An 18,215-nucleotide genomic window follows, 5' to 3' on the forward strand; every position below is an offset into this window, starting at 1 on the left:
ATGGGGAGGGGCCCGGCAGCCGGCTGTGCCGCGTGGACTCGGGCTGAGGCGCGGGAGCCGCCCCACCCGGCTGCGGGGGAGGGCATCCGGTCGCCGGTCGGGGCCGGCGGCGGCCTGGTCCCGGGAGACGGGCCGGAGTGCGCGAGTGGGGCGGGGCTGGGTGGGGCGGTGCGGGGGCCGGCCCGGGGCCGGTCCGGTTCGGTGCCGGGGCCCGGGGCGCGAAGGCAGCGATCGAACGAAAGAGCCTCGCGACGGAACGAAGAGCCTTACGAAGGGAGTGTTTATCGTCAGGCAGACGACTATGATCACGGCATGCCGCCCTACGACCCGTCGACCTTCCCGCCCTTCGCTGTCACCGTCGACCTGGTCGTGCTCACTGTGCGCCGTCACGCGCTCTGTGCGCTGGTGGTGCGCCGAGGCGAGACCCCGTTCCAGGGCAGGTGGGCGCTGCCCGGCGGTTTCGTCAAGGCCGATGAGGACCTCGGTGCCGCAGCGGCGCGTGAGCTCGCCGAGGAGACCGGTCTGTGTGCGCAGGACCCGGCTGCCCCCGCCATCGGCAACGGGGCTCACCTCGAACAGCTCGCCACGTACGGGGATCCGGAGCGCGATCCGCGGATGAGGGTCGTCAGCGTCGCCCACCTCGCGCTGGCCCCTGATCTGCCGGCTCCCAGGGCGGGCGGCGACGCGAACAGCGCGCGCTGGGCGCCGGTCGAGGACCTGCTCGGTCCGGATGGGGGCTACGGCCGCGACGGCGAACACCAGGCGCCGCTGGCCTTCGATCACGCGAAGATCCTCGCCGACGGTGTGGAGCGGGCCCGCTCCAAGATCGAGTACTCCTCACTGGCCACCGCTTTCTGCCCGCCCGCGTTCACGGTCGGCGAGCTGCGCCGGGTGTACGAAGCGGTGTGGGGCGTGGTGCTCGACCCGAGGAACTTCCATCGCAAGGTGACGGGCACCCCCGGTTTCCTGGTGCCCGCCGGCGGGACGACCACCAGGCAGGGCGGCCGGCCCGCCCAGCTCTTCCGGTCCGGTGCGGCGACGGTACTCAACCCGCCGATGCTCCGGCCCGAGGTCTGATCATTCGGTAGCCCGGTAGCCCGGTAGCCCGGTAGCCCGGTAGCCCGGTAGCCCGGTAGCCCGGTAGCCCGGTAGCCCGGTAGCCCGGTAGCCCGGTAGCCCGGTAGCCCGGTAGCCCGGTAGCCCGGTAGCCCGGTAGCCCGGTAGTCGGGCGGTCGGGCGTTCTGGCGGTCGGGTAGCCCGTCAGCCACGGCAGTCCGGCTGCCGACATGGGGTGATCGTCCCGGAGCGCCCGCGGGGGTGGTCGGAGCGACAAGGGGGGCCACGCTACGCGGAAAGTCCGATATGTGGGGTTATCGTACTGCGGTACTCACACGCCGCCGAGCGGTCTCACCTTCTGTGGGAGAAGCGATGCTCCAGGCCATCGGACTCACCAGTGCCCGCCACCGCGGACTTCCGCCCGCCGTGGACGGCCTCTCGTTCGAAGCGGAGTCCGGCCGTATCACCGCACTTCTGGGCGCGCCGGGTTCCGGCAAGACGGCCGCTCTCCGGCTGATGCTCGAACTCGAGCCCGGCCGGGGGGTGACCTACTTCCGGGGCAGGCCGCTGCACCGCGTCGCGCATCCCGCCGGCGAGGTGGGAGTGCTGCTCGGGGACGTACCGGGACACCCGGCCAGAACAGTCCGCGGGCACCTCCGCATGCTCTGCGCCGCGGCGGGAGTACCGGCCTCCCGGGCCGGAGAACTGCTCGACACCGTAGGTCTCGCCGGGATGGCGGATCAGCGCCTGGGCACGCTCTCCCTCGCCATGGACCGCAGGCTGGCTCTCGCCTCCGCACTGCTCGGGGACCCGCACACGCTCATCCTCGACGAACCCGCCGACGGGCTCACGGTGCGGGAAGCCGGCTGGCTGCACGGGATGCTGCAGGCTCACGCCGACCGTGGCGGCACGGTCCTCTACGCCACCGGCGACCCCAGGGAGGCCGCCCGGTCGGCCGGTCATGTGGTGACCATCGACGGCGGACGTCTCGTCGCCGATCAGGACGTCGCCGACTTCTCCCGCACGCGTCTGCGCCCCCGTGTGGCGGTCCGTTCCCCGCACGCCGCCCGCCTTGCCGCAGCCGTCAGCCGTGAGGCACGGGCCGCACGGCGCTCCGTCGAAGTGGTCACCGAGGCGAGCGGCAGCCGTCTCTCCGTGTACGGCAGCAGCTGCGCGGAGATCGGCGACACGGCATTTCGCCATGGCCTTCCCGTTCATCATCTGGCGGACGAGGTCGGTGACACCGGGTCCGTCGGCGCCCGCAGTACGCCTGCGGACACCGCGGCCGGTCCCGCGGCGGCCGTCGACGGATCGGAAGCCGTACCGCGTCCGGCCGCGAGTCACGCGGGGCCGGAGCTGCCGCCGCCGATCAGACGGCGTCCGGCCCGCGGTCCCCTGCGCCCGGTGCGGTACGAACTGCGCCGCCTGTTCGGGGTGAGGACCACCACCTTGATCATGGTCATCGCCCTGGTTGCCTCGGTCGCGCTGTCCGTACTGCTGGCCCGCGGCGGTGGTACCCCGCTGCCGCAGGTGATCGCCGGCTGGCCGTCACTGCTGCCCCTTCCGCCGGTCGCGCTCGGTGCGGGACTGCTCGGCGCGCTCTCCTTCGGCGACGAGTTCCGCTATCCCGCGCTCGCCGCGGGCCGGGGCCCGGTTCCCCGCCGGCTCGGGCTGCTCGTTGCCAAGCTGGCCGTGTCCGCAGGCGTTGCCCTGCTGCTGGCTCTGCTCGCCGTGCTGGTTTCGGCGGAATCCCTTCGCCTCGTGTACGGCGGGGACTTGGTCCGGATCCCGTCGAATGCGGTGCCGCTGGCCGCGAGTTGGTCCGGGCTGACCGTCGGCTGCGCCTGGGCCGGGTTGCTGGCCGCCGGGGTCTTCAGGGTGACGGCGGCGGGGGTCGCCGCCGTACTCGCCGTTCCTGTACTGATGGTTCCGCTCGTCGAGAGGATGCCGAAGGTGCCGACCGTCCGTTCGGTGACGGGACTTCCGGGCCGGCTGCGGGAACTGGCCTGGCTTCAGTGGCCGCAAGAGGTGGACCGGTGGCTGCTGGTCGTCGTGCGGGTCGTGGCACACCCCGTAGGAGCGGCCTTGGCCCTGTCGTTGTCGGTCCTCATCTGTGCGTATCTGTTCACCAGCCTTCGCGGAAGGGTTCGTTGGTGATCACGGAGAGCGGCCAGAACCTCAGAAGCCTTACAACTCCATTGGAAATGCCCGTTTTATACCAATAAGGCGTCAATTGAGGGGCGGGTGCCGATCACCCTTTCGTGTGCTTTTCACCAAAGACCTCAAGAGGTGGCTGAGACGCGCCGACAAAGGATGCGTGAGTACCCTTGCGCACACCATGATGACCGCCGCCCGCTCCGCCGACTCCGGCCTCGCCGGCCCGGGCGAACTCGACCGTTACCCCTATGCGGAGGCGCCGGCCGGCGAGCGTGCCGCTGTCCGTTCCTGGGACGGTCCCGATGCCGAGCTCGGCAGGGTGGGCCGACGGGGCTCGGCCAGCCGTGGCCGCGGACTGCACGGCCAACTCGTTCAGCAGCTCGGCCAGATGATCGTTTCCGGTGACCTGGGTGCGGACCGCCCTCTGGTTCCGGAGGAGATCGGTCAGCGATTCGAGGTCTCCCGTACCGTCGTGCGGGAGTCGCTGCGCGTACTCGAGGCCAAGGGGCTGGTCAGTGCCCGCCCCAATGTGGGCACCCGGGTCCGGCCCGTCTGTGACTGGAATCTGCTCGATCCCGACATCATCGAATGGCGCGCCTTCGGCCCGCAGCGCGACGATCAGCGTCGCGAGCTGAGCGACCTTCGGTGGACGATCGAGCCGCTCGCCGCCCGTCTGGCCGCGGGGCACGGCCGTGAGGATCTGCAGCAGCGCCTCGGGGACATGGTCGAGATCATGGGCCACGCCCTCGGGCAGGGTGACGCGATCACGTGCGCCCGGGCCGACGTGGAGTTCCACGCCCTGCTCATCCAGGCGGCGGGCAACCGCATGCTGGAGCACCTCTCCGGCATCGTTTCCGCCGCCCTGCAGGTTTCGGGAGGGCCGGTCACCGGGTGTGACCGGCCCAATGAGGCCTCCCTCGGCCATCACGCGCGCATCGTCGACGCCCTCGCGTCCGGTGACTCCGCGGGTGCCGAGGCGGCCATGCGCCAACTTCTCGTGGTCCACCACGAGGTGGAGCCGGTGGTGCCGGCGCCGCGCGAGCACTGATCGCGGCACGGTCAGGGTGTACGAGCCATGTGTCGCCGGACCCCAGCGGTCCGGCGGCACAATTGTGGTGGGATGTCGCCCTTGGCTATGTTCGTCGCAAATGAGGTGTGACTCGGGCCACGCGGATTGGGCGTAACACTCCTCGAAACAGCGCGATGACTTAAGAGGTGACCGCCGCGGAAGGAATACAGCAGCCATTCAGGGCGCTGTGCAGTTCTGAGGTGTAGCCCGCGCCGTCGGTACATTCCCAGCCCGACGGTCGTCGGTCCAGCCCTCTTCGGGCCGGGCCGGAAGCCGTTTCCATCGTTCCGAGAGGTTGTTCGTGTCGGCCAGCACATCCCGTACGCTCCCGCCGGAGATCGCCGAGTCCGAATCTGTCATGGCGCTCATCGAGCGGGGAAAGGCTGATGGGCAGATCGCCGGCGACGACGTGCGTCGGGCCTTCGAGGCTGACCAGATTCCGCCAACCCAGTGGAAGAACGTTCTGCGCAGCCTCAACCAGATCCTCGAGGAAGAGGGTGTGACGCTGATGGTCAGTGCCGCGGAGCCGTCGAAGCGCGCCCGCAAGAGCGTCGCAGCGAAGAGCCCGGTCAAGCGCACCGCCACCAAGACTGTCGCGGCCAAGACGACCGTGACGCGGACCGTCGCGGCCACCGCCGCCCCGTCGGCCGAGTCCGTGGACGCGGTGGCCGATGACGCCGCCGCGCCTGCGAAGAAGGCCGCAGCCAAGAAGACGGCTGCCAAGAAGACCGCCGTGAAGAAGACGGCGGCCAAGAAGACGGCATCGAAGAAGGCCGGCAAGCAGGACGACGAGATCCTCGACGGCGACGACGCCGCCGACGAAGTCAAGGCCGGCAAGGGTGAGGAAGAGGAGGGCGAGGGCGAGAACAAGGGCTTCGTCCTCTCCGACGACGACGAGGACGACGCACCTGCGCAGCAGGTTGCCGTCGCCGGCGCCACGGCCGACCCGGTCAAGGACTACCTGAAGCAGATCGGCAAGGTCCCGCTCCTCAACGCCGAGCAGGAGGTCGAACTCGCCAAGCGCATCGAGGCGGGTCTGTTCGCCGAGGACAAGCTGGCGAATTCCGACAAGCTCGCCCCCAAGCTCAAGCGCGAGCTGGAGATCATCGCCGAGGACGGCCGCCGGGCCAAGAACCACCTGCTGGAGGCCAACCTCCGTCTCGTGGTCTCGCTGGCCAAGCGCTACACCGGCCGTGGCATGCTCTTCCTGGACCTGATCCAGGAGGGCAACCTCGGTCTGATCCGCGCGGTCGAGAAGTTCGACTACACCAAGGGCTACAAGTTCTCCACGTACGCCACCTGGTGGATCCGTCAGGCGATCACCCGCGCCATGGCCGACCAGGCCCGCACCATCCGTATCCCGGTGCACATGGTCGAGGTCATCAACAAGCTCGCGCGCGTGCAGCGTCAGATGCTCCAGGACCTGGGCCGCGAGCCCACCCCGGAGGAGCTGGCCAAGGAACTCGACATGACCCCCGAGAAGGTCATCGAGGTCCAGAAGTACGGCCGTGAGCCGATCTCCCTCCACACCCCGCTGGGTGAGGACGGGGACAGCGAGTTCGGTGACCTGATCGAGGACTCCGAGGCGGTCGTCCCGGCCGACGCGGTCAGCTTCACGCTTCTCCAGGAGCAGCTGCACTCGGTGCTCGACACCCTTTCCGAGCGTGAGGCCGGCGTGGTCTCCATGCGCTTCGGTCTCACCGACGGACAGCCGAAGACGCTGGACGAGATCGGCAAGGTCTACGGCGTGACGCGCGAGCGCATCCGTCAGATCGAGTCCAAGACCATGTCGAAGCTGCGTCACCCGTCGCGTTCGCAGGTCCTGCGCGACTACCTCGACTAGGCCGACAGCGGTACGCGGACCGAGGGCCCGGATCCCATGGGGGAGCCGGGCCCTCGATCCATGTCCTGCCGGCCTGTCCGGGGTGCGGGTTCGGGTCGGCGGAATGACTCTGGGTAGGCATGGATCCTCAGAGAGTCAGGAGTACGTATGTCCCGTACCGTCGTCCGCACCATGACCGGGGCGCTTGCCCTCGCTGCCGCAACGGCCGTGATACCGCTCGCATCCCCCGCCTCGGCGGTGCCGGACAGCATCGTCATCGGTGGTCAGCCCGCTCACGTCAAGGACAGTCCCTGGGTGGTGGCGCTCTCCAGCCGTGACCGGTTCGGAGGAACCCGGGCCGGTCAGTTCTGCGGCGGGGTCGTGGTGGGGCCGAAGAAAGTGCTGACGGCCGCGCACTGCCTGAGCCGGGAGGCGCTCGGTGTCGATGTCGGCCAGGTGCGTGATCTGCTGATCATCTCGGGTCGCGATGAGCTGAACGGCTCGGGCGGCAAGGAGATCGCGGTGAGCGGGACGTGGGTCAATCCCGGGTTCGATGCCGCCACGAACAGTGGTGACGTCGCGGTGCTCACTCTCTCCGAGGCGCTGCCGGAACAGAGTGTGATCGCCATGGCCGAATCCGGTGACGCCGCGTACCGCTCGGGTACCGCTGCGGTCGTCTACGGGTGGGGCGACACGACCGGCAACAGTGACTACGCGTCCTCGCTCCGCTCCGCGAACGTGAGCGTCCTGCCCGACAGCTCGTGCGAGCAGGCCTACCCGGGCGGCAGGAACGGCACGTACGAGGCCTCAGCGATGCTCTGTGCGGGCGAACCCCAGGGCGGGTACGACGCATGCCAGGGGGACAGCGGAGGGCCGCTGGTGGCCCAGGGGCGGCTTATCGGGCTGGTGTCCTGGGGGAGTGGGTGCGGTCTGGCCGGGAGCCCCGGCGTCTACACACGGATCTCCGCCGCCATCGGGTGGATGGAGGGCGCCGGCTGACCGGCGCAGGCTCCGCAGGTACGAGAACGGGCGGCTCCCCCTACGCGGGGAGCCGCCCGTCGGCCGGTCCGGGACCGGACCCTGGCTCGTCGTGGATGCGAGGTGTCAGTGTTGTTCCTCTTCGGCGGCTTGGGCCTGCACGGCCGTCAGCCGATCCGTCTCATCCTGTATTTCCGCGGCGATCTTCTTGAGTTCCGGCTCGAACTTGCGACCGTGGTGGGCGCAGAAGAGCAGTTCACCGCCGCTGATCAGGACGACGCGCAGGTATGCCTGGGCGCCGCAACGGTCACAGCGGTCTGCTGCGGTCAGCGGGCTCGCGGGGGTCAGAACAGTAGTCACGTCGCCTCTTCTCTAGCTCGACGAGCTGTCGTACCAGGGTCAACATCCAACCAGGCCGAAAACGTTCCCGCTCGTGGCTTTTCTTCGAAAATTCTTCTCAGGATGGCTGTCTGTTGCCGGTTCGCGGCGAATGTGCCGTATTGCGTGGCGCTACGGTTTCGCGTTGCTTGGCTTGGTCGTCCGGCCGGCCGGCTTGCCGGTTGTTTATGAGGACGTGCCCGGAGCCTAAATGGTTCATGCCTGGAAGGGAACGTGATGTTCGCGTCACTCCAAGGAGGGATCGAACGTGCATGCGAAGCTGGACTAGTGTGAGGGTTCTTCGAGGGTGGCGTTACACCCGCTCTACCAGGCCTCGGTACCCTCTCAGCGGCAACCGAAGCCGAGCCCGTTACCCACTGGGCCCCAATTGAAATTCAGCGAGGAGCGAACCGCGTGACCGCCGATACGTCCGTGCCGTCCACTGCGCTGCTGACCGGAGCAGACCGAGACGGTTCCAACTACACCGCGCGGCACCTGCTCGTACTCGAGGGGCTCGAAGCGGTTCGCAAGCGCCCCGGCATGTACATCGGGTCCACCGACAGCCGCGGCCTCATGCACTGCCTCTGGGAGATCATCGACAATTCCGTCGACGAGGCCCTCGGCGGGTACTGCGACCACATCGAGGTCATCCTCCACGACGACAACTCCGTCGAGGTCCGGGACAACGGCCGGGGCATCCCCGTCGACGTGGAACCCAAGACCGGCCTGTCCGGCATCGAGGTCGTGATGACCAAGCTGCACGCCGGAGGCAAGTTCGGCGGTGGCTCGTACGCCGCGTCCGGCGGTCTGCACGGTGTGGGCGCCTCCGTCGTCAACGCTCTCTCCGCCAGGCTGGACGTCGAGGTCGACCGCAACAGCGCGACCCACTCGATCAGCTTCCGGCGCGGAGTTCCGGGTATGTTCACCGAACAGGGGCCGGACAGTCCCTTCGACCCGGCCAACGGCCTGCTCAAGGGCAAGCGGGTCCCCAAGGCGCGTACCGGCACGAGGGTGCGGTACTGGGCCGACCGGCAGATCTTCCTCAAGGACGCCAAGCTCAACCTGGAGACGCTCTACCAGCGGGCCCGCCAGACCGCCTTCCTCGTGCCCGGCCTCACCATTGTCGTGCGCGACGAGCGTGGGCTGAACGGAGAGGGCAAGACGGAGGAGACCTTCCGCTTCGACGGCGGGATCAGCGAATTCTGCGAGTACCTCGCCCAGGACAAGGCCGTCTGCGACGTCCTGCGCCTGACCGGGCAGGGCACCTTCAAGGAGACCGTCCCCGTCCTCGACGAGCGCGGGCACATGACGGCGACCGAGGTCACCCGGGAGCTGGTCGTCGACATCGCCATGCGCTGGGGCACCGGGTACGACACCAACCTGAAGTCCTTCGTCAACATCATCGCCACCCCCAAGGGCGGCACCCACGTCACCGGATTCGAACGCTCCGTGACCAAGACGGTCAATGAAGTGCTCCGCTCCGCGAAGATGCTGCGCGTCGCCGAGGACGACATCGTCAAGGACGACGCCCTGGAGGGCCTCACCGCGGTCGTGACCGTACGGCTGGCGGAGCCGCAGTTCGAGGGGCAGACGAAGGAGGTTCTCGGCACTTCGGCGGCCAACCGGATCGTCGCCAATGTCGTCGCCAAGGAGCTCAAGACCTTCCTGACCTCCACCAAGCGGGACGCGAAGGCCCAGGCCAGGGCGGTCCTGGAGAAGGCGGTTGCGGCGGCCCGCACGCGCATCGCGGCTCGCCAGCACAAGGACGCGCAGCGCCGCAAGACGGCTCTGGAGACCTCCTCGCTGCCGGCGAAGCTCGCCGACTGCCGCAGCGACGACGTGGAGCGCAGCGAGCTGTTCATCGTGGAGGGCGACTCCGCGCTCGGCACCGCCAAGCTGGCCCGGAACAGCGAGTTCCAGGCACTGCTGCCGATCCGGGGCAAGATCCTCAACGTTCAGAAGGCATCCGTCTCGGACATGCTGAAGAACGCCGAGTGCGGCGCGATCATCCAGGTCATAGGTGCCGGGTCCGGGCGGACCTTCGATATCGACGCCGCCCGGTACGGCAAGATCGTTCTGCTGGTCGACGCGGATGTGGACGGCGCTCACATCCGTATCCTGCTGCTGACGCTCTTCCAGCGCTACATGCGGCCGATGGTCGAGGCCGGACGGGTCTTCGCAGCGGTACCCCCGCTGCACCGGATCGAACTGGTCCAGCCCAAGAAGGGCCAGGACAAGTACATCTACACGTACTCGGACGGCGAGCTCCGCCAGCGTCTGATGGAGCTCCAGCGCAAGAACGTCCGGTACAAGGACTCGATCCAGCGCTACAAGGGCCTGGGCGAGATGGATGCCGACCAGCTGGCGGAGACGACGATGGACCCGCGCCACCGCACGCTGCGGCGCATCAACATCGGTGACCTGGAATCGTCCGAGCGGGTCTTCGACCTGCTGATGGGCAATGAAGTGGCCCCCCGCAAGGAGTTCATCACCAGCTCGGCGGCCACGCTGGACCGCTCGCGCATCGACGCCTGAACCCGGCCGGGCCCGGCCGGACCGGAGCCGTTGTCTGCACCCGTGGGTGGAGACAACGGCTCCACCCACGATCCACCCTGGAGCCGATCCCCTGACCTGGCCTTCTCCGTAGCGTCGAAGTCGTAGAACTTCTCGCAATTCGGAGGCGCCCATGTCCGGGCTCGTCAATGTCCTGGTGATCGTCGCGGTCATCGCTCTCGTCGTGGTCCGTCAGTGCTCGGCGCAGCGGGTCTCCGGCGACCGGCGCTGGTGGGTCCTGCCCGGTGTTCTGCTCGTCCTGGCTCTGCGCGAGCCCGGACTCGTGGATCCGCACCACCGGACACTGTCCGTCGCAGTCCTGGGCGCCGAGCTGGTCGTGGGCCTCGTCACGGGCGCGGGCTGGGCGTGGACGGCCCGGCTCTGGCGGGCCCAGGACGGCTCCCTGTGGAGCAGGGGCACCAGAGCCACGGTCCTCGTCTGGACCGGAGGTCTGGCGCTGCGTGCGGCTCTCTACGGGGTCGCGGTGGCGCTGGGTATACATCAGGGCAGTCCCGCACTGATGATGGCTCTCGCGGTGACTCTGCTGGCGCGCAGCGGCATGATGGCCCGGCGGTCCGCTCGGATACCGCCGTCGTACGGCGGCCCCGCCGGCGGTATGCCGGTCCGTCCGGCCCGGAAGGACCGCGTGTGACGCCCGCTGACTGGACGAGCTGGCCGTCGAGGGAGGCCCTCGCGCGGGACAACCGTGCCCACTCACGGACCGTGATCGCCTGGTCCGTGCGGGCCGGGCTGCTCACCCTGATGCTCTGGGGCACCTTCACGGGCGGGCTCTTCGGCCCCTGGGAGATCGTGGTCGGCGTTCTCGGAGTCCTCGGCTGCGGCCTGCTTGCGGTGGCCTTCTTCCGGACCAGCCTGGAAAACCGCCTGTGGCCGTCCCTGGGCCTGCTCGTCCTGCTGATGCTGGCGGCGTTCGGGGCCCAGCAGGCCGGGGCCGCCGTGCCCGCCGCGGTGCTCTGGTGCGGCTGCGCGGTCACCGCTCTTGAGCGGCTGCCGCTCTCGGCGGCCGTCCCGTCCACTGCGGTGGCGCTCGGCGCCTACGCTTTGGTGAACACCGACGACTGGCTGACCACCGCCGTGACCACTGCGGGACTGTGCCTCGCGGGTTATGTGCTCCGCCTGGACGCCGAGGCCCGTGGAAGCGCGCAACGGCTCCTGGCCCAGGAGCGGGCGGCCCGGGTGGCGGAGGCCGAGACGGCGGCGCTGGACGAGCGGTCCCGGATCGCCCGGGAGATCCACGACGTGCTCGCGCACAGCCTCTCCGCTCAGCTGGTGCATCTCGAGGCGGCGCGGCTGCTGATCGAGAGGGAGCCGGCTGGGCAGTTCCGGGACCAGGTCCTGCAGCGGGTGGTCGCGGCCCGCTCCATGGCCCGTGAGGGGCTTGCGGAGACCCGCCAGGCGCTCTCCGCGCTGCGTGGTGAGGTGACGCCGGTGGAGGACTTCCTGCGGCAGCTGGTGGCCGGCGAGCCCGCCGAGGTCCGGGTGGAGGGGGAGCAGCGGTCGCTGACCGCCGAGGCCTCCCAGACCGTCCGGCGCGTGGCGCAGGAGGCAGTGACCAATGTCCGCAAGCACGCGCCGGGGGCCAGGGTGCTGATCAGGCTGGAGTATCTGCCCCAGGGGATCGCTCTGGACGTCACGGACTCGGGCGGGCGGGGTTCCGGGGGTGATCTCGCTGTCAGTGGCTCCGGATACGGTCTGCTGGGGATGAGGGAGCGCGCCGAACTGCTGGGAGGCACGCTGGAGGCCGGTCCCGGCGAGGAGGGTTTCGTGGTGAGTCTGCGGGTGCCCGCGTGAGCGCGCGGGTGGTGGTGGCCGACGACCAGTCGGTGGTCCGTGAGGGGATCGTCATGCTGCTCGGCCTGCTGCCCGGAATCGAGGTGGTGGGATCGGCGAAGGACGGGGAGGAGGCGGTTGCCCTGGTGGCCGAGCTCTCTCCCGACGTGGTCCTGATGGACCTGCGGATGCCCCGCTGCGACGGGGCGGAGGCGACGCGGCGTATCCGCAGGGACTTCCCCGGGACCCAGGTCGTGGTGCTCACGACGTTCGCGGACGACGACTCGCTCTTCCCCGCGCTCAGGGCGGGTGCCCGCGGATATCTCACCAAGGACGCCGGCGGCGACGAGATCGTGCGGGCCATCCAGACCGTGCTCTCGGGCGAGGCCGCGCTCTCGCCCACCGTGCAGCGACGGCTGCTCGAGCAGGTCACCGCTGGGCCGCTGCCCGCCGGCGGGGGAGGGGGCGCGGAGCCGGAGCTCCCCGACGGGATGACTCCCCGTGAGGCCGAAGTGCTCGTCCTGATCGCCGAGGGGATGTCCAACGCGGAGATCGCGCGCAGCCTGCACATCTCGCAGGCGACCGTGAAGAGCCACATCAACAACCTCTTCGCCAAGGCAGGACTGCGCGACCGGGCCCAGGCGGTCCGCTACGCGTACGTTCGAGGACTCGCACGGCCGCCCGGGACATCCTTCACCTGAAGAGGTGAAGTCTCGCGAATGAAGTGCCCGGGATCTTCCCGATCTGCCCATTCTTGGGTACGCGGCCGAAGTGGTCCGTGGACCAGGGGAGTTGTTCGGTGGAGAAGGAAGCAGGGCGTGAGTCCGCAGCAATGCGACTCGACGACCCGTGGTACGACGCGCTGGCCTCCGGATGGGGGGAACTGGACGGTACGGGGAGCTTCGCGCCCGCCGGGATTCCCGGCCCCGCCGTACCGCAATCCGGCCACAGCGCGGCGGACATCTATCTGGAGGTGCAGCGCAGCGAGGCCTTCCAGGAAGTGCGCCGCCGGTATCGGCGCTTCGTCGTCCCCGCCACGCTCGCCTTCTTCGTCTGGTACCTCGCCTATGTCGTCACGGCGGTCACCGCTCCCGGACTGATGGCCCGTCCGGTGGCCGGGGCGGTGAATGTCGCGATGGTCGCGGGACTCGGGCAGTTCCTGACGACGTTCCTGCTTACCGGGGCGTACGCGCGGCACGCGCGGTTGCGCAGGGACCGCGCCGCGCTCGATCTGCGCTGGGACACCCAGGAAATGACGCGGGGGATCGGGCGTTGAGCGGCAACCACCAGACCCTGGCGCTCCTGCTGTTCAGCGCCTTCATCGCCGTCACTCTGGGCATCACCACCTGGGTGAGCCGCAACAGGCACGGTTCGGCCGAGGAGTTCTACGCCGGGGGCCGCCTGTTCTCCCCCATGGAGAACGGTTTCGCCATCGCGGGCGACTACATGTCGGCTGCATCGTTTCTCGGAATCTCCGGTCTGATCGCCCTCTTCGGCTACGACGGCATGCTCTACTCGGTCGGCTTCCTGGTCGCCTGGCTCGTCGTCCTGCTGCTCGTCGCGGAACTCGTCCGTAACTGCGGCAGGTTCACCCTCGCCGACGTCGTGGCGGCCCGGATGGCGGAACGCCCGGTGAGGATCGCCGCGGGGACGTCCTCCGTCACGGTCTCCGTGCTCTACCTGGTGGCGCAGATGGTCGGCGCGGGAAGTCTGGTGGCCCTGCTCCTCGGCGGGACGAGCGGCGCGGCCCGGTCCTGGACCGTCATCGGGGTCGGCGCGCTCATGGTGGTCTATGTGTCGCTCGGCGGGATGCGTGCCACCACCTGGATCCAGATCGTCAAGGCCGTTCTGCTGATGGCGGGCACGGTCGTGCTCACCGTCCTCGTCCTGGTCCACTTCCACGGCAATGTCAACGAGTTGCTCAACTCCGCAGCCGACCGCAGCGGGTACGGCAAGAGGTTTCTCTCGCCCGGCCTGCGCTACGGCGGAAGCTGGACGGCCCGTATCGACTTCGTCAGCCTCGGGCTGGCCCTGGTGCTCGGTACGGCGGGCCTTCCGCACATCCTGTCGCGTTTCTACACCGTGCCCACCGCCCGTGCGGCACGTCGGTCGGTCGTCTGGTCCATCGGCCTCATCGGAAGCTTCTACCTGATGACGATCGTGCTGGGATTCGGGGCGGCGGCGCTGGTCGGCTCGGCGGACGTACGGGAGTCGAATCCCGCCGGGAACACAGCCGTTCCGCTGCTGGCGCTGGTGCTCGGCGGTGGCGAGGGCTCCACCGGGGGAACGTTTCTGTTCGCGGTGGTCGCCGCCGTCGCGTTCGCGACCATCCTCGCCGTCGTCGCCGGCATCACACTCGCCTCGTCCGCGTCCGTGGCCCACGATTTGTACGCGTCGCTCAGGCGCCCGGGTTCCAAGCTGCACAGCGAGGTCGCCGTCGCGCGGGTGGCCGCCGCGGGCATCGGGGTGGCCGCCATCGGCCTGGGGCTGCTCGCCCAGGACCTGAACGTGGCGTTCCTGGTGGGCCTCGCCTTCGCGGTCGCCGCTTCGGCGAACCTGCCGGTGCTGCTCTACTCGCTGTTCTGGCGGAACTTCACCACGCGCGGGGCGGTCTGGTCGGTCTACGGCGGACTGATCCCCGCGGTGCTGCTCGTCCTGCTCTCCCCGGTCGTGTCCGGGAGCCCCGCCTCGCTCTTCCCCGGGGCGGACTTCCAGCTCTTCCCCCTGGAGAACCCCGGCCTGGTCTCCATCCCGCTGGGGTTCCTGGCCGGCTGGATCGGCACGGTCACCGCGTCCGAGCCGCCGGACGCGGCCAAGCACGCCGAGACCGAGGTCCGTGCGCTGACCGGAGCCGGCGCGGTGTGACGGGGCGACAGGGACCGCCGGTGGTCGGGGTGGCTGTGCGGGCCGGTGGTCGTACCGGCCGGTGGTCGGGTTGACCGTGCGGCCGGTGGCCGTACCGTCTCAGGCCAGGCCGCCGCCGGCCCAGGCGTAGCGGTGTTCCGGACGCCCCGTCTCCCCGTACCGCAGGGTCAGCCGTACCCGTCCGGACCGTTCCAGCAGCTTCAGATAACGCTGGGCGGTCTGCCGGCTCATTCCGGCGCTCTCCGCGACCTCCTGGGCGGAGAGCGGGCCGTCGGCGTCGCGGAGTGCCGTGCGGACCAGTTCGGCCGTCGTCGCCGAGTGGCCCTTCGGCAGGCCGGGCTCGCCCGCCGTCCACAGGGCGCCGAAGAGCCGGTCCACCTCGCCCTGTTCGGCCTCGCCGCCGCCTTCCAGGGTGTGCCGCAGAGCCGCGTACGCATCCAGTTTGGTCCGCAGTCCCGCGTACGTGAACGGCTTCACCAGGTACTGGAGGGCGCCCTGGCGCATCGCCTCCCGGACCGTGGCGACGTCGCGCGCGGCCGTCACCATGATCACGTCGGTGCGGTGACCGAGCCTGCGCAGCTCGCGCACCACGTCCAGTCCGCTGCGGTCGGGCATGTAGTGGTCGAGCAGGATCAGGTCCACCCCGCCGGCCTCGACCGCCGCTAGGGCGTCGGCGGCACAGTGCGCCTGTGCCGTCACCCGGAAGCCGGGCACCTTCGACACGTAGGCGGCATTGATCCCGGCCACCCGGACGTCGTCGTCGACGATCAGGACCTCGATCACTGAGCCGCTCCTGTCTTGTCGGATACCGCTTCGGTCATGGCCTCCGGCAGCACCACGGTGAACTCGGCCCCGCCCCCGTCCGCCCCGTCCACCACCACGCTGCCGCCCTGCCGCTCGGCCAGCCGCCGCACCAGCGCGAGCCCCAGACCGCGCCTGCCGTGGGCCGGCAGTTCCTTGGTCGACCAGCCCTCCGTGAAGATCGACGCGCGCTGTCCGGCCGGAACGCCGGGACCGCTGTCACGGATCCGCAGCACCACCGTACGGCCCTCGGCCCGCAGTCCCACCTCGATCAGGGCGCCGTCCGAACCGGCGGCCGCGTCCAGGGCGTTGTCGACCAGGTTGCCGACGATCGTCACGAGCCCGCGCGGGTCGACGAGCCGGTCGGGAAGCGGGGCGCCGGGGGCCATGCGCAGCGCGACGCCGCGCTCCGCGGCGACCGTCGCCTTGCCGACCAGCAGGGCGGCCAGCAGCGGTTCGCGGACCTTCTCGGTGATCTGCTCGGCGGTGGCCCGGTGGACGCCGACGACCTCGGTGAGGAATTCCCTCGCGTCCTCGTGCAGCTCCAGCTCCAGCAGCCCCAGGAGGGTGTGCAGCCGGTTGGCGTGTTCGTGGTCCTGGGCGCGCAGCGCGTCGATCAGTCCGCGGGTGGAGTCGAGTTCGCGGCCCAGATGTTCGAGCTCGGTACGGTCGCGGAGGGTGATGACGGCCCCGCCGTCGGCCGTCGGCATCCGGTTGGCGAGCAGCACCCGGCTCCCGCGCACGGTCAGCAGATCCTCGCCCGCCACATCACCGGCCAGCACATCGGTGGTCCGCCCGGCCCCGAGGACCTCGGCCAGCGGACGGCCCGACACCTCGGGGCCGATCCCGAGCAGCCGCTGCGCCTCGTCGTTCAGGAGGCGGATGCGGCCGGTCCGGTCGAGCGCGACGACACCCTCCCGGATGCTGTGCAGCATCGCCTCTCGCTCCGTCAGCAGCGCGGAGATATCGGAGAAGGCCAGGTCATGGGTCTGGCGCTGCAGACGCCGCGAGATGAGAAGGGCGGCGAGCGCCCCTACGGCCAGTGCCCCGCCCGCATAGGCGAACAGGCCGGGAATCGCCGCGAGGAGCCGGGCGCGGACGCTGTCGTACGCGATACCGACCGAGACCGCGCCTGCGATGTGTCCCGATCCGTCGCGCAGCGGCACCTTGCCCCGGGCCGAGCGGCCGAGCGTGCCGCTGTCGATCTCCATGACCTCCTTGCCCGCGAGCGCCTCGGTGGGATCGGTGGAGACGACTTCCCCGATCCGGCCGCTGTCGGGATGCGACCAGCGCACCCCGCGGCGGTCCATCACGACGACGTACTCGGCGCCCGTGGCACGCCTGATGCGTTCGGCGGCGGACTGGACGGGGCCGCCGAGGGCCGGTTCCGTGGTGAGCAGGGACTCGGCGAGGCGCGGCTGGGCGGCCGTGCTCTGTGCGATCGCCAGGGCCCGGCGCATCGCCTGGTCGTCGAGCTGGGCGCTGAGGGGTGCCAGAAACAGACCGGTGGCGAGTACGGTGACGCCGGTGGCGATGGCCAGCTGCATCAGCAGGACCTGCGAGAAGACCCGGCGGGGCCAGCCGAGCCGGCGCGGCCTCCTGGCGGTGGGCGGTGGGGCGCTCATCACAGAAACGGTAGAGGGCATTCCGGTGCTTTCCGAAAATCGTCTTGTTTCTCACTCCACGCAATCGGCTTGCGTTTCTTGCGCTAATCTTGCACTCATGACGCGACGACTTGCTCAAGTGGCACAGAAGGTTGGAGTCAGCGAGGCCACGGTCAGCCGGGTGCTCAACGGCAAGCCGGGCGTTTCCGACGCCACGCGGCAGGCCGTCCTGTCCGCGCTGGACGTCCTCGGATACGAGCGCCCGACCCAGCTGCGCGGCGAACGGGCCCGGCTGGTCGGCCTGGTCCTGCCCGAGCTGCAGAACCCGATCTTCCCCGCCTTCGCCGAGGTGGTCGGCGGTGCGCTCGCGCAGCAGGGCCTGACCCCGGTTCTGTGCACCCAGACCAAGGGCGGGGTCTCCGAGGCGGACTACGTCGAGCTGCTGCTCCAGCAGCAGGTGTCGGGCGTGGTCTTCGCCGGCGGCCTCTACGCCCAGGCCGATGCCCCGCACGATCACTACAAGGTGCTGGCCGACCGCAAGATCCCGGTGGTCCTCATCAACGCCGCCATCGACCGTCTCGGCTTCCCCGGCGTCTCCTGCGACGACTCCGTCGCCGTCGAGCAGGCGTGGCGCCATCTGGTCTCGCTGGGCCACGAGCGCATCGGCTTCGTGCTCGGCCCCTCGGACCACGTGCCCTCGCAGCGCAAGCTGGCCGCCGCCCGCGCGCTCGCCGCGGAGTCCGGCACGAGCGTGCCGGACGAGTGGGTGGCCAGGGCGATGTTCTCACTGGAGGGCGGGCAGGCGGCCGCCTCGCGGCTGCTGGACGAGGGTGTCACCGGGTTCATCTGCGCCAGTGACCCGCTCGCCCTGGGAGCGGTGCGCGCGGCACGCCGCCGGGGCCTCTCGGTGCCGGCGGACGTCTCCGTCGTGGGCTACGACGACTCGGCGTTCATGAACTGCACCGAGCCGCCGCTCACCACCGTCCGTCAGCCGATCGAGGCCATGGGGCGCGCCGCCGTCGAGCTGCTGTCCGTACAGATCGGAGGCCGCGCGGTGCCGTCCGACGAGCTGCTCTTCGAGCCCGAACTGGTGGTGCGGGGTTCCACCGCCCAGCCTCCGCGCGGCGCTTCCCGCTGAGCG

General features: G+C 70.0%; 15 protein-coding genes. 12 read left to right on the plus strand and 3 right to left on the minus strand.

The genetic code is table 11. The features are described 5' to 3' along the window. The first annotated feature begins 312 nt into the window (after positions 1 to 312). The 5 genes from OG782_RS28270 to OG782_RS28290 all read left to right on the plus strand — a co-directional run bounded on the left by OG782_RS28270 (position 313) and on the right by OG782_RS28290 (position 7,103). Positions 313 to 1,077, plus strand: coding sequence for an NUDIX hydrolase (locus OG782_RS28270; RefSeq protein WP_406455624.1), 765 nt, complete (start codon positions 313 to 315; stop codon positions 1,075 to 1,077). A gap of 351 nt (positions 1,078 to 1,428) precedes the next feature. Then, a complete protein-coding gene (locus tag OG782_RS28275; protein WP_406455626.1) occupies positions 1,429 to 3,213 on the plus strand; it encodes an ATP-binding cassette domain-containing protein in 1,785 nt (594 codons plus the stop codon). Positions 3,214 to 3,373: 160 nt separating this feature from the next. After that, positions 3,374 to 4,261: a FadR/GntR family transcriptional regulator gene (locus tag OG782_RS28280; protein WP_406455628.1), complete on the plus strand. Its 888-nt coding sequence runs from the start codon at positions 3,374 to 3,376 to the stop codon at positions 4,259 to 4,261. A gap of 322 nt (positions 4,262 to 4,583) precedes the next feature. Continuing rightward, the gene (locus tag OG782_RS28285; protein ID WP_406455630.1) at positions 4,584 to 6,125 is read left to right on the plus strand and encodes an RNA polymerase sigma factor; all 1,542 of its coding nucleotides are present in this window, start codon (positions 4,584 to 4,586) and stop codon (positions 6,123 to 6,125) included. 147 nt (positions 6,126 to 6,272) lie between these two features. Further along, positions 6,273 to 7,103 carry a S1 family peptidase gene (locus OG782_RS28290; protein ID WP_406455631.1) on the plus strand — a complete coding sequence of 277 codons (831 nt, stop codon included), beginning with the start codon at positions 6,273 to 6,275 and terminating at the stop codon, positions 7,101 to 7,103. A gap of 105 nt (positions 7,104 to 7,208) precedes the next feature. Here OG782_RS28290 and OG782_RS28295 read toward each other — a convergent pair whose 3' ends face one another. After that, on the minus strand, positions 7,209 to 7,442 hold the full coding sequence (locus OG782_RS28295) for a hypothetical protein (RefSeq protein ID WP_024489001.1): 234 nt from the start codon (positions 7,440 to 7,442) through the stop codon (positions 7,209 to 7,211). 432 nt (positions 7,443 to 7,874) lie between these two features. Between OG782_RS28295 and OG782_RS28300 the strand changes: the two genes are divergently transcribed. The 6 genes from OG782_RS28300 to OG782_RS28325 all read left to right on the plus strand — a co-directional run bounded on the left by OG782_RS28300 (position 7,875) and on the right by OG782_RS28325 (position 14,669). Further along, entirely contained in the window at positions 7,875 to 9,995 is a 2,121-nt protein-coding gene (locus tag OG782_RS28300; RefSeq protein WP_406455633.1) for a type IIA DNA topoisomerase subunit B, read from the plus strand. Positions 9,996 to 10,146: 151 nt separating this feature from the next. Beyond that, positions 10,147 to 10,665 (plus strand): DUF1453 domain-containing protein, encoded by a 519-nt coding sequence (locus tag OG782_RS28305; protein WP_406455635.1) that lies wholly within the window; start codon positions 10,147 to 10,149, stop codon positions 10,663 to 10,665. Beyond that, complete coding sequence (locus tag OG782_RS28310) at positions 10,662 to 11,825, plus strand: sensor histidine kinase (protein ID WP_406455637.1); 1,164 nt, start codon at positions 10,662 to 10,664, stop codon at positions 11,823 to 11,825. The genes OG782_RS28305 and OG782_RS28310 overlap by 4 nt, the downstream gene beginning before the upstream one ends. Next, positions 11,822 to 12,505 (plus strand): response regulator, encoded by a 684-nt coding sequence (locus OG782_RS28315; protein WP_406455639.1) that lies wholly within the window; start codon positions 11,822 to 11,824, stop codon positions 12,503 to 12,505. Before OG782_RS28310 ends, OG782_RS28315 begins: the two co-directional genes overlap by 4 nt. A gap of 131 nt (positions 12,506 to 12,636) precedes the next feature. After that, positions 12,637 to 13,080 carry a DUF485 domain-containing protein gene (locus OG782_RS28320; RefSeq protein WP_406459325.1) on the plus strand — a complete coding sequence of 148 codons (444 nt, stop codon included), beginning with the start codon at positions 12,637 to 12,639 and terminating at the stop codon, positions 13,078 to 13,080. Continuing rightward, on the plus strand, positions 13,077 to 14,669 hold the full coding sequence (locus OG782_RS28325) for a cation acetate symporter (protein WP_406455641.1): 1,593 nt from the start codon (positions 13,077 to 13,079) through the stop codon (positions 14,667 to 14,669). Before OG782_RS28320 ends, OG782_RS28325 begins: the two co-directional genes overlap by 4 nt. A 99-nt stretch (positions 14,670 to 14,768) precedes the next feature. On the opposite strand, the gene OG782_RS28330 is transcribed toward OG782_RS28325, so the two are convergent. Next, positions 14,769 to 15,452, minus strand: a complete 684-nt coding sequence (locus OG782_RS28330) for a response regulator (RefSeq protein ID WP_406455643.1) — start codon at positions 15,450 to 15,452, stop codon at positions 14,769 to 14,771. Continuing rightward, positions 15,449 to 17,095, minus strand: a complete 1,647-nt coding sequence (locus tag OG782_RS28335) for an ATP-binding protein (RefSeq protein ID WP_406455645.1) — start codon at positions 17,093 to 17,095, stop codon at positions 15,449 to 15,451. The genes OG782_RS28330 and OG782_RS28335 overlap by 4 nt, the downstream gene beginning before the upstream one ends. Before the next feature lie 97 nt (positions 17,096 to 17,192). Between OG782_RS28335 and OG782_RS28340 the strand changes: the two genes are divergently transcribed. After that, entirely contained in the window at positions 17,193 to 18,212 is a 1,020-nt protein-coding gene (locus OG782_RS28340; RefSeq protein ID WP_406455647.1) for a LacI family DNA-binding transcriptional regulator, read from the plus strand. The last annotated feature ends 3 nt before the right edge of the window (positions 18,213 to 18,215 follow it).

Source organism: Streptomyces sp. NBC_00876 (assembly GCF_045207435.1).
GTDB lineage: Bacteria > Actinomycetota > Actinomycetes > Streptomycetales > Streptomycetaceae > Streptomyces.

Excerpts from the sequence above, each read along its gene's own strand:
- OG782_RS28270 (WP_406455624.1), top strand. The coding sequence starts at position 313 with ATGCCGCCCTACGACCCGTCGACCTTCCCGCCCTTCGCTGTCACCGTC.
- OG782_RS28340 (WP_406455647.1), top strand. The coding sequence starts at position 17,193 with ATGACGCGACGACTTGCTCAAGTGGCACAGAAGGTTGGAGTCAGCGAG.
- OG782_RS28320 (WP_406459325.1), top strand. The coding sequence starts at position 12,637 with ATGCGACTCGACGACCCGTGGTACGACGCGCTGGCCTCCGGATGGGGG.
- OG782_RS28275 (WP_406455626.1), top strand. The coding sequence starts at position 1,429 with ATGCTCCAGGCCATCGGACTCACCAGTGCCCGCCACCGCGGACTTCCG.
- OG782_RS28290 (WP_406455631.1), top strand. The coding sequence starts at position 6,273 with ATGTCCCGTACCGTCGTCCGCACCATGACCGGGGCGCTTGCCCTCGCT.
- OG782_RS28335 (WP_406455645.1), bottom strand. The coding sequence starts at position 17,095 with ATGAGCGCCCCACCGCCCACCGCCAGGAGGCCGCGCCGGCTCGGCTGG.
- OG782_RS28305 (WP_406455635.1), top strand. The coding sequence starts at position 10,147 with ATGTCCGGGCTCGTCAATGTCCTGGTGATCGTCGCGGTCATCGCTCTC.